Raw genomic sequence first — 12,358 nt, 5'->3', positions numbered from 1 at the left:
TGAGGGACAAGTGATTGCCGGATCAGGATTGATCCGGCATACTAATGGGGATATTCAATCTCTTCATTGACTACTTCGAATGATAGCGATGGAACAGTTAAAATAGGATTCAAACAGGGTAGTGAATTCGTCTGCATTGTTCATTGCTATAGAAGTACAAATTTTTTCAGGGGGATCGGGAGAGGTGATAACGGTGCCATATGCCTGGATCATCTGGCGTTGGAAGTGGAAGTGCTCAGGCGTCATAAAGAAGCTGTTGATGAAGGCTTCTCTCAGTTCCTGTGTGCCGAGGTCCAGCAGTACTGCCATTTTAGCCATGGAAAACTTTTCGTTGGTGACGTTCACCAGGTATTTAATGGATTCCTCTAATTTTTCAGATACATATAACGGGAACACCCGCATGGGCTCATCCTCCAGTTTATCCTGCGCCGCAAAATTGAAGTACAGCTCCAGGCAGCACCTGTGCATGAATATTTCTGCCTGTTTGCCTACAAACTTACAGTTGCAGATGGCATCAATAAGGTCTGTACACGCCAGGTTGATATGATACGGCTCTGCGTTGATGGGCGCACTGCCTTTTTTGGATGTTTTCTTAACTATTGCCGCCAGTTCCGGGTATTCCAGTGCCAGCTCCTTCAAATCTTCTGGTGTGATATTAATATGGAAGCTGAACATATTATCCCAGGGGTTCATGGGTGCTTTATGTGCGCTGGGTTCCAGCTTGAATAAGGTCATTTCCCTTTTGGCCATCATATACGGCCCCTGGTCGGTGAGCTCTGCTACTATTTCACCACCAGCCATAAAGTGCAGGGCCAGCAGCTCTATTTTTGTATAAGGAACCAGCATAATGGGATGTTCCTTATTGAATACTTCATGCGTACGGAGTGTGAACCGGCCAAACTTTATCGTTTGGCTGATGATATCCACATAGTCATCACTTCTGAAAGAGATTTTAGCAGCCGGCATGGCCAGGTGCTGATATTCCGGGGGTAAACTTTCAATAGAGATGAAATCCTGGTCATCTTCATCGATTCTTAAAGGTATACGTGGGAGATTACTGGGCGCTTTCATAACATTATTTTTTTTGTGAAAGTGGTGTAAAAATGTCTGTTATTGTTTTGCCTGCTGACCGGGCTGATTGAAGTGTTTTTATAGGATAGCAACAAACTATTTCAATCTGGCCTATTCAGTTTTGTATCTTAATATTTTGCTTTCGTCTTTTTTAAGGTTAATCATATATAGTACACATGCGAATTCCTCTACGTACTATGAATATGAAAAAATATTATTTTGAGAAAAAATGGGTCACTAATAGGAATACTAGCGACCGACACATGAGTGCGTAAGGGGTGTAAACCATCCACCCACTTACACCGCGTAGAGTTTAATTATTTTGTGGCCAGGTAGGGAGGCCGGCTTTCATTTTTTGAAGGGTTTCAGCGAAGGATTCTTCCTCTGCTTTAGTTCTTTTTAGTTTAAGCGCCTTTTCCTCCCAAATTATGCCTTCGCTCGATTTATTTAACTTATAAAGAAGATTAGCATAAGTGTCATAAGCACTTGGGTTATTTTGATCCCATTTTTCCAAGTCATATTTCATCACCTGAAGAGCGAATTCCAATATAAGAGGATCATCAACTTTTAAGAATAACTGCCATGTCAGATTATTTATTTTATAATCTGGATGTTTATATGCTTTCCCGAAATAGAGCATATAATATTTTCCATAGTTTTCCCAATCATGTGTAATATCATGGTAATACATCATTCGCTTTCCTAAAATTAGTTCTTCCCCTGATTGTCCGTATTTTAGACTCATCTCTTGATATAATGAATCCCAATTAGGAATAATTTTATTATTCAGGTAATCGGATAATTCCTCTTTCTCAATTATCTGCTTAACTTTATATTGCGCTTGAATACTCCCAAATACTTCATTTGCCTTCTCGGCATTTGTATTTAGAAGAACAAACCCTTGATCTTTTGTAGTATTGGTAATGCTATTGATAAAATACAAATTCTCTTTATTAAAAGGATCCTTCAGCATAGCGATATAGCTATTACCTATTTGCGTGATTCTTGGTTGATCTTTTTTCCGTAAAGCAATGAGTGTAAGTCTTCTTAGAAAGGTTGAATCGCGATTTCCCTTATCATACTCATCTAACAGTTCTACATATTTGTTGTCATTGTCATTTGTATTAATGTTTGCTGCAATGTAAAAATTAGGATCCAAGTTAAAACCGTTGCTTAGATGTACTAAACTTTTATTAATGTTTCTAATATCATTTATAGGTATTTTAATGATCTCCCTGTCGTAGGTTAGTAGTCCATTTTCTTCCCCCTCTACGTCGAAGGGCTGTGTGTAAATGGAAGCGCTTAGCCCTTCTTGCTCTAACTTTTTAAGAGTAACAATCATTTGTGTATACTTCTCTTTTAGCTCATCTGCGGTAGACTGAACATAGCCCCAACCATGTAGGTCATCCCATTGGTGACCCGGAACAGGAACACCGATGCCTCCAAACTCACCTATAACTTTTGCTTTTCCTGGTTGGCCCGGCGGATTTCGTGGTTCGGGATAGGAGTGCACGTCTGTCATGTCACTGCTAATCCATGGATTCGTAGATGGCTCTCTCAACTCGCCATTTACATATAGTAGCTCTCCTGAATGACCATTCACAACTCTACTTGGATCGTATTTTTTTACCCATTCTGTAATCCTTTGTTGATCGTAAACTCCCCATCGCTCATTAAATATTACCCAAGTAATAATGCTAGGATGATTGTGTAATTGGTCGATTATTTCTTTTACTTCATTTTCAAAAATAGTTTTGGATTCATCGGGAAGTCCTTGAGGTGGGTTTACAAAATCTTGCCAAACTAGTACACCCATTTTATCTGCATGGTAATACCATCTCGCAGGTTCAATTTTAATATGTTTTCTTATGGTGTTGAATCCCATTGATTTTATGGTCTTAATATCAAAAGCCAATGCTTCATCGGTAGGAGCCGTGTATAGACCTTCGGGCCAAAACCCCTGATCCAAAATTCCTAAATTGAAGGTATATTTATTGTTTAGAAAGATCCGGTCAGTTCCTTTTTCATCCTTCTGAATACTTATTTTACGCATCCCGAAGTAACTCTTAATTTCATCTATTATTTTGCCACTTTTAAGTATCTTGACAGACAGATCATACAAGAATGGGTTATCAGGTGACCATAGTTGTGCGTCAGGGATTAGAAGCTGAATATTGGTAGAATTGATATTATTTGTTAACTGAATTTTTTTGCTATTAATGATTTTATTATTGGAAATGGCAGCAACTTCCATCACCATATCTGAATGAGCATCAATAGTATTTATTTGTATAGATAATATTCCTTTGTCTATATCCGGAGTCATTTTTATTTTTTTCACATGGGTCTCCGCTACTTTCTCTAACCATACAGTTTGCCAGATGCCACTGGAAGATGTATAATAAATATTCATCGGATTCAAAACTTGTTTGCCATGAGGATTTGGACCTTGATCAGTCGGATCATATGTCTTCACTAATAATTCGTTATTTCCTGCTTGCAAATACTTGGTGATGTCAATTGAAAACTCTTCATAACCATTAGTATGGGTTGCTACTTCTGCATTATTTACATAGATCGTAGCTTGCCAATCAATGGCACCAAAATTTAATATTAAGCGATCATTATTTTTAATATTTTGAATTTTAATATTTTTTTTGTACCATAATCGTTGTTCTGGCTTTAATTGTTTCTGAACACCTGATAGAGCAGATTCAATTGGATAAGGAACCAGTATAACGCCATCATACGAGATTGGTTTTTTTGTAGTAGAATCAGTAATTGCATACTCCCATAGACCATTCAGACATTTCCAGTTATCCCTTTTTAGCTGTGGACGCGGATATTCTTCAAGTACATTAACCGAGTTTACTTTTCCAGCCCAACGTGTTTTCTGGTGAATGGGTTTCATATGATAATCAGCTGTAATTCTTCCTAAGGTGTCTACTTGGTTTCCTGCCAAACAGTTACCTGCTATCAGCAGTAGTAATAATGAATAGTGGTGCTTTGATATCATTTTTTTTGAATTGATTTTTATTTGATAAGCCACTAGTTTCAAAGAAGCCTCCGGAATTGACCGCGCTTTATTATGGGCTCATTTAATTTATATCTATTTTAGTATCCTATATTTTGTTGGATATTTGAGTTAGCCTGTGTATCATAGATAGGTATTGGAAACCATTGCCAGTTTGGATTCCAATTTCCACCTTTTATGGGTGTTACTTTGCTCATGATAGCATTTACATTATTAGTTCTTTTAAGATCGAACCAACGATGTCCATACTCGGAGAATAACTCCACTTGTCTTTCATGTAGAATGGCTGATTGCAAAGAATTGAAATCAGTTGCGATTGTGTTTGGAAGGCCTGCTTTTTCTCTTATTTTTTTTAGATCTTCTCGTGCGCCATTAAAATTTCTCTGATTGTTTCTTGCCTCTGCGCGTATAAGATATTGTTCGCTCAAGCGTAGCACGGTATTGTATTCATTGACGTCCTCTCCCTGAGTATGAAGTTTATATTTGTAGGCAAAAGAGTAGATTGAATTTTCAAATGAGATTGAGTCAATCCATTCTTTCTTTCTTTGATCATTTGGCTCAAAGACGTCAAGAAGGTGATTGCTAAGATATACACCTGACGCCCCATTCGGTCCGAAGTCACTTGGGATTATATAAGCTTTAGCGTCTTCTGTATTCCACCCCCTTAGTACGGGTTGTAATTGCCAAATTGCTTCGTTGTTATTTTTTTTAAACTTTTCATTTATTGGAACTAGTGAAAAAATAGAAGCTTGGTCAATTAGAATACTCGATTCATCCTCAGCCCTTTTCCAATTTTGAATATATAGATATGTTCTTGCTAATAGTGCTATGGCTGCCCATTTCGTAGGCCGTACTCTTTCATTGTCTTTGCTGAGCAATGTAGCATCTAGAAAGTCAGCGCTTAGTAGATTTTTCGCATCGATTAGATCTGAAACGATTTGCTCCCAAACTTTATTTTGTGGCGATCGAGATAGGGATAGGTTTACAGTATAGTCTGGATTCGTTACCAATGGTACATCTCCATATAAATTTACAAGATAGAAATAGCATATTGCTCTGATAAATTTTGCCTCACCTAGCAATTGTAATTTTACTTTCTCATTTAATCCTTTAGAGGCCGTTAATCCTTCAATTGCTGAATTGACAATATAAAGTCTTGAGTATAAAGTATTCCAAAAGCTAGTTCCTTGCAATCTAGAAGACATCGAATTCTGGAAATAGCTCATTAAGGTTGTATTGGTGTTTCCAATATATAAAATGAGTTCATCCGAAACCAACCCCGTTATGAACCCTATGCTAGATAAGTCAAAACCTCCATACTGAATTGAATTTTCGCTCATTTTTGTGTAAATTCCAGAAAGTACGGCAATTGATGTGGCGTCATTTTCATATACATTCTTACCACTTATACTTGTTATTGGACCATCAACTTCGACAAATTTTTTACAACTATTAGTGAGCAGCAGTATTCCTAGAAGACTGCTAGATATGCCATACTTTATAATATTAATGAAGTGCATAGCCTTGTGGTTTTTTTGTCATAATGTAACTTGGGCTCCAAATGTTATTACTCTTAATGGAGGAAGTCCTACCCCTCTTGATTCAGGATCTAGTCCAAAATAGTTAGTTATTGTAAACAGATTCTGGCCCAGTAAGTATATTCTCATATTTTGGATCTTTATTTTTTTAATCCAGCTTTGAGGTATTTGCCATGAGAGAGAAGCGTTTTTAAGTCGGATAAAAGATGCATCATTATATGATGCATCACTTCCCCTTGCGTCTAATAATGCAAATAGAGTACCTGATCTACTAGTCGTGAATCTAGGTTGGGATACTTTGTCCCCGACTTTTCGCCAACGATCAAGAACCGTTATAGGTTGATTATTTATCCCTGCCCTAAAAAGACCTGCTGCGCCGGAGCTATATCCATAAGTTAAGTCTTGCCCTGTTCTTTTAACAAATTGAAATAGAAAATCTAACGAGACACCTTTATAGCTGAAACTGTTTTGAAAGCCTCCGTAGAATTGAGGATCTACGTTGACAGATTTTGTTATATCGGTTGCTAAATCAGTTAAGTTTCCTTTGTCATCATAAAACTGAAAGTTCCCGTTACTTTCATTTATCCCGGCTAACTTGCCTACTTTAATTGAGGTAATTGGCTGTCCGACAACATAGAGTTCATTTGTACTGCTATAGGGATAGGATGCTAGTTTATTTTTTGGAATGGTTAAATTGATATTACTGCTCCAATTAAAGGCTCTTGTCTTGATAATTGTTGAATTAATAGTAAATTCCCATCCCGTATTCTGAACAATTGCGTCAAAGTTTCTGCTTATTCCTGGGAAACCGGTGATATAGGGGATCATAACACCTAGCAATTGGTTTGAAGACCTATTATGGTTATAATTTGTATTTATTATGATTTTGTCTTTGAATAAGCCTAGTTCCAATCCAACCTGGAATTTTTTTGTTTCTTCCCATTGCAAATCTGGCGTGGTTAATCTTGTTGGTGCCAAGCCTAATGAGTTTTGTTGGTAGGGGACTTCTGCTGGTATAATATCGTAAAGGTCAAGAAATTGATAGTCGCCAATCTGATCATTTCCGGTAGTGCCATAACTAGCTCTTAATTTTCCGAAACTCAGAAAAGGAACACCTCTTTGAATGGCCTCACTTTGCGAGAATATCCATGCAGCACCTACTGCTCCGAAATTATGAAATTGGTTTTGAGGTCCAAAACGAGAACTTCCGTCTCTGCGGGCTGTCACATTTACGATGTATCTGTCCAGTAGATTATAATTGAGCCGCCCATACAAGGCGTTATATTTATAGATATAGTCCGCCGATTGTATTGCCTGTATCAAGGGAGCGGATTTAATATCTTTTAGAACAAGATCATTGCTGAATCCACTAGCTAACAAATCTTGCCTGCTTCCATCATTGTTTTGCAGAGTTGCTCCAACATATATATTAACTCTTCCTTGAAGTATATTTCTATTGATATCTATTCCCGGTTCGATAAGCCAAGAATTCATATTTGTGGTGCCAAAGGTGCTTGATCGTACATTGTAGAATTGTGATTCGGGAGGTAGAGTGGATAAAGGGTCAATCGAGATTTCATTTGAGCGTAAGCTGTTATATCCAAAACTACTCTTAATCGTTAACCAAGGATAGATGTCGTAACTAAGGGTGGCTTGACTAGTTAAATTATCTGTTTTATTAGAATATTCTCTTTTTAGATAAGTAAGCGGATTGCCCGGGTTAGTACTGGTTCCAGATGGTGTAGGTTCCCAGTTGAGGCTCCCGTCAGAATTAAGAGGATTAGGTGCGACCGGGGCTAATTGTATAGCAGCAATAGTCGGGTCACCTGCAGGTAACAAATTGTTGTCTTTCATATAAGATCCCGATAATTGTATCCGGAATTTTTGATCTGTTGAGGCGCTGGTGATATTGAAATGAACACTGCCTTTAATATCTGAGAAGTCACCAGGAAAAACACTGGTTTCCTTATGATATCCACCACTGATGAAATATTGTGTCTGATTTGTACCGCCAGAGAATCCAAGCTGAATGTCATTATATTGAGCCGAGCCCCCAATTAACTCTTTTTGCCAGTCTTTGGCTTGCGTGGTATCCCAGATTCCGTTTAAGTCGTAATCGACAGCTGAAGGATTACTGATGCCGTCATTTTTTAATGCTTCATGTCTCATGGCGAGATATTCTTGAGCATTCAGAACTTTTAACTTGTGGCTAACTTCCCCCCAGCCTTTTTGTATATTGAGAGTCATCTTCATTACACCACTTTTCCCTTTTTTAGTAGTTATCAATACTGCCCCATTTGCAGCACGCGATCCGTAAATAGCAGTTGCATCTGCATCTTTCAGTATTTCAATACTTTCAATGTCAGAAGGATTAAGGAAATTTAACGGATTTCCTGCTATTCCTGATGAGCCTGCTGTGATACCAGCGACAGTTGGTTGCATTAGTTGTGACATATAAGGGACACCGTCGATTACATAGAATGGGGCATTGCCTTGTCGAATGCTGTTTTGACCTTGAATGGTAATTTTTACGCCTGTCCCTGGCAACCCAGATGCCTGTTCTATGAATACGCCGGCTATCCTCCCTTCCATAGCGAGAAGAGCATTATTTATGGGCTGTTTTTCTATATCGACAGCTTTTATGCTGCCAATATTGCCCGTATTGAATCTTTTTGTTGTGCTTCCATAGGCAATTACTACTTTTTCATCTAGTTTATTGGTATATGATTTCAAAGTGGCTATTATGCTCTTATTTTTAACTTCAATATCCTCAGATTCAAACCCGATAGAACTAATTGAGATTATCTCTCCCTTTTTTACATGCTTTAATTGGAATGATCCATCAGAGTTTGAAATCGTACCATATTTTCCTCGTTTTACTTTTATAGTTGCGCCTGGGATTGCGTTTCCAGAGTCATCGGTTATTTTGCCTGATATTGGGAACTGTTTTATAATTGTGTCGCTAATATATGTTGCGGAGGAAATACCTGGTTTAGGATTACTACGCCTATAGATAACAATCTTATTCCCTTTCAAATAGAACCCTAACTCTTTTTTATCCGTTAATAGAAAGTTCATTACAATGTCAATATCTGTCTGGACAAAATTTACACTCACCTTTTTGTTCTCGTTTAAATTCGTTTCTTGTGTGTTGTTAAGGACAAGAATCCCAGTTTGTTTGTTAATAATGTGAAAGAAGTTGCTTAGAGGAATATTTTTTGCCGAGTATGTTATCTTTTGCGATTGGGTATTACAAAAATACCCAAATGTAGTGTTAGGGAAACTCAAATACATCGTCACCATAGAAATTATAACTAATCCATAATTGGACCGATATGAGTATTGCTTCGTCATATAAAAATTATTATGAGTTGCTTTAATGAGAACAGAAGCTGTTTAAGATGAGTATTTTTTATCAACATCTATATCTAATACACCAGCGCTTTTTTGGAGTACTATATATAGCGATTTATATTATGTATCCTTAGGTCCCTAGGTTGTGAATTTATTAATGCGACAATGAAATTGTTGGTACTAAATGGACTTAATAAGTGTATTGGTTTGGGATTTTAAAGAAAGACCGGTAGGCTAGATTCTTTGGATGATTTTACAAAATTGATGCTGTATAAGAGCAGTATTATTTAGTACATTTCTCTTTATAGGTTAGTTATTTTTATAATTTCTGTTTTTATACGCTTATTAAAATATTTAAATCATGATAGTTTTGAATTTAACAAAGTGCTTTAAAGCTGCAGTTTTGTTCAGTTTGGCATTTATTTTATTCACAGTTTGCAACGCACAGTCCCCTCATAAGCCGTTAATTGACACTAGCATATATAATAAGTGGCCAATAATAACCGATCCATTAATAAGCCCTAACGGACTTTATGTATCATATATCGTAAAGAATGATCCCGTGGGGAGTTGGACGTTAATAATAAGATCTATACATGAAGATTGGGAGTTAAAAGTACCTGGAGGTGAAAAGCTATGCTTCACAAATAATGAAGGTTTTGCTGTTTTTTCGAGATCTAACGATAGCTTGTTCATTGTCAGACTTGGGAAATCCGTTCTTGAGGGAATGGCAGATATAAAATCTTTTGAATTAAAAGGGGATGGTGACAATGAAGTGTTAATTATGAATAAGGGCAATGACTCACTTTCTACATTACAATTGTTAAATTTTAGCACTAAAAGAACGATTTCTTTTTTGAATATTAAGAACTATGTTATAAGCTCCGATGCTAAAAGCTTGATTTTATTTAGAGATTCAATTTTAGAAGGAAGAGTTATTCAATCTCTGGATTGGTTAAAATTGGAGCAAGGGGAGAGATTTAATATTTGGACAGGTAGTAGCAAATCATTTCAAATGATAATTGACGATACTGGCAATCAAATTGCTTTTCTCGTTGGTGATAGTGTAGAAAAGGAAGATAGTAGGATTTGTTTATATTATAAATTGGGAAATAAAGCCTCAGAAATTCTATTTGATGATAGAGATGGAAGTACTTTGGTAAGTGAGCACGTCGCTTATCTATTGAAGTTTAGCAAAGATGGAACAAGAATATTTTTTGGCACTGAATATTCAGCTACAAAGTCTGTGTTTTCGCCTATTTACACAGGCGTGAAGGTCTGGAGTTATTTGGATACAAAACTACAATCTGTTCAAGAAAAAAGTATATCACAAAGTAAGACAGTAGTTCATTCGTTTAATATTAGCAATCGCCAAGCTAGTGTTATTAGTAATGAAGGAGATATCGTTATCGATAATTTTAAGAATGATAAGGCTGCTTTTATTTGGCACATGAATCCAAATGCGGACTTCAGAGAGCATTCGTGGAATAAAGCCGCTAGATTAAGTTATTTCTTTACATCAACAATTGATGGGAAAAGAATTGATCTAAGTAAAATAGGGAACTATCAGGGAGAGGTCTCGCCTGATGCTCAATTTGTAATTTTCTTCGACGGTAAAGATTATTATAGTTATGAAGCAGCTTCTGGAGAGTATAGAAATATCAGCAAAGGCATTAATTTAGATTGGTTGAATCATGAAACAAGCGATAGAGATTCTTCTACTCGGGGAATTGGTGGCTGGCTAAGGAAGGATGCTGGCCTATTAGTTTATGATAAATATGATATTTGGTTATTAGATCCTACGGGTAAGGAGCCCGCAAAGAATATTACTAATGGTTATGGGCGAGAAAATGACATCGTTTTTAGTTTGGGCTTGTCCGAGTATTCAAACGTTCCGATTTCTAAGAATGCCTCTTTAATATTAAGCGCAACTGGATTAGTATCGAAAGATAATGGATTCTTTAGAAAAGATCTTAATAGCAATGAGGATCCAAAAGTTTTATCATATGGCCCGTTTGTATTTCATATTATGGATAATATTTATGTTAGGCAAAATGGGCATTTTCCGATAAAAGCTCGTAAGTCAAACACCTATATGGTCTGTAGAATGAGCGCTACTAAATCGCTTAATTATTTTATCACTTACGACTTTAAAAGTTTTACTCCAGTTAGTCACATTTATCCTGAAAGATCGTATAATTGGTATACGAATGAAATTTGTACATGGAGAACTTCTGAGGGCGAAACTCTGCAAGGGATTTTATATAAGCCTGAGAATTTTGATTCTACTAAGAAGTATCCGCTAATTATTAATTATTATGAGAAATTATCGCAAAATCTTAATGTTTGCTTAATCCCGAATTATTCAACTGCAGTAATTGATATTCCCACTTATGTGAGTAATGGATATCTTGTATTTACACCAGATATTCTATATAGAATAGGTGATCCAATGCAAGGTGCTTATAATTCCATTACATCTGCCACTCACTATTTGTCAACATTCCAATTCGTCAATAAGGAGAGGATTGGTATTCAAGGATTTAGTTTTGGAGGCGTACAGACGAACTATTTAGTTGCAAATACTAGTTTGTTTGCGGCTGCGTGTTCTGCTTCTGGGTTATCTGATTTTATAAGTGCATATGGTTCGATTTCGGTTAATGGATATAGTTTGCAAGGGAACTTCGAAAGTGGAGGACAGGTTCGCATGGGAGGTGCCCCATGGGAAATCCCAGACTTGTATATTAAGAATTCTCCTATATTTAAAGCAGATAGGGTCTCTACTCCCTTATTGATGATGCATACGACAGGCGATGGAATTTGCCCTTTCTCCCAGGCATTGGAATTTTTCACGGCTTTGAGACGCCTAAATAAAAGAGTTTGGCTTTTAGAATATATCGATGGCCGCCATACGATACGGGGAGCATCTGGGGTTGATTTCGATATGCGTATGCGGCAGTTTTTTGATCATTATTTAAAAAATCTACCAGCACCTGATTGGATGACAAAGGGAAGGCCCTAGAAAGCCAAGTGAAGATCAATACGAGTAAAATCAGGTTAATGCTATCCCGCTGAGAGAATGAAATTGGTCAGCGGGATAAAATGTTTGATTTTTGGAATTGCCGAACTACAGTTCAATACCGTTGGACGCCAATTATTACTACAGGTAGAAAGTTATTTGAATTGTAGGACAGGGGTCATACTTAGGATAAGTCGAAAGCACAGTCGATCGTCCAAAATCAGTTACTATGGAATTGATAACAGTAGGAACTGTACAGAATGTATGACCATTATTGACTGTAGGCATATAAAAGACTGAGTCAAAGCCCCTAGATCTATATGCTAACGTACTGCAGATACA

At 36.9% G+C, this 12,358-nt stretch carries 5 protein-coding genes; 1 reads left to right on the top strand and 4 read right to left on the bottom strand.

Going from position 1 to position 12,358, the window contains the following annotated elements; genetic code table 11:
- Positions 1–63: 63 nt before the first annotated feature.
- The 4 genes from QFZ51_RS27025 to QFZ51_RS27010 form a co-directional block, all read right to left on the bottom strand.
- On the bottom strand, positions 64–1,071 hold the full coding sequence (locus tag QFZ51_RS27025; protein ID WP_429050540.1) for a hypothetical protein: 1,008 nt from the start codon (positions 1,069–1,071) through the stop codon (positions 64–66).
- A 313-nt stretch (positions 1,072–1,384) separates the two neighbouring features.
- Positions 1,385–4,087 carry a sugar-binding domain-containing protein gene (locus QFZ51_RS27020; protein ID WP_429050539.1) on the bottom strand — a complete coding sequence of 901 codons (2,703 nt, stop codon included), beginning with the start codon at positions 4,085–4,087 and terminating at the stop codon, positions 1,385–1,387.
- Between the two features lie 98 nt (positions 4,088–4,185).
- Positions 4,186–5,625, bottom strand: coding sequence for a RagB/SusD family nutrient uptake outer membrane protein (locus tag QFZ51_RS27015; RefSeq protein ID WP_429050538.1), 1,440 nt, complete (start codon positions 5,623–5,625; stop codon positions 4,186–4,188).
- Between the two features lie 18 nt (positions 5,626–5,643).
- Entirely contained in the window at positions 5,644–8,997 is a 3,354-nt protein-coding gene (locus QFZ51_RS27010; protein ID WP_429050537.1) for a SusC/RagA family TonB-linked outer membrane protein, read from the bottom strand.
- A 361-nt stretch (positions 8,998–9,358) separates the two neighbouring features.
- Here QFZ51_RS27010 and QFZ51_RS27005 point away from each other — a divergent pair, with 361 nt between their 5' ends.
- Positions 9,359–12,019, top strand: coding sequence for an alpha/beta hydrolase family protein (locus tag QFZ51_RS27005; protein ID WP_429050536.1), 2,661 nt, complete (start codon positions 9,359–9,361; stop codon positions 12,017–12,019).
- The last annotated feature ends 339 nt before the right edge of the window (positions 12,020–12,358 follow it).

Origin of the sequence: Chitinophaga sp. W3I9, from assembly GCF_050434025.1 — a bacterium.
Lineage (GTDB): Bacteria > Bacteroidota > Bacteroidia > Chitinophagales > Chitinophagaceae > Chitinophaga.
Note: the sequence above shows the minus strand (reverse complement) of the source record. Positions and strands in the feature narration are given on the sequence as shown.

Bases quoted from the DNA above. Each gene is read 5' to 3' on its own strand.
- QFZ51_RS27015 (WP_429050538.1), bottom strand. From the start codon at position 5,625: ATGCACTTCATTAATATTATAAAGTATGGCATATCTAGCAGTCTTCTA.
- QFZ51_RS27005 (WP_429050536.1), top strand. From the start codon at position 9,359: ATGATAGTTTTGAATTTAACAAAGTGCTTTAAAGCTGCAGTTTTGTTC.
- QFZ51_RS27010 (WP_429050537.1), bottom strand. From the start codon at position 8,997: ATGACGAAGCAATACTCATATCGGTCCAATTATGGATTAGTTATAATT.
- QFZ51_RS27025 (WP_429050540.1), bottom strand. From the start codon at position 1,071: ATGAAAGCGCCCAGTAATCTCCCACGTATACCTTTAAGAATCGATGAA.
- QFZ51_RS27020 (WP_429050539.1), bottom strand. From the start codon at position 4,087: ATGATATCAAAGCACCACTATTCATTATTACTACTGCTGATAGCAGGT.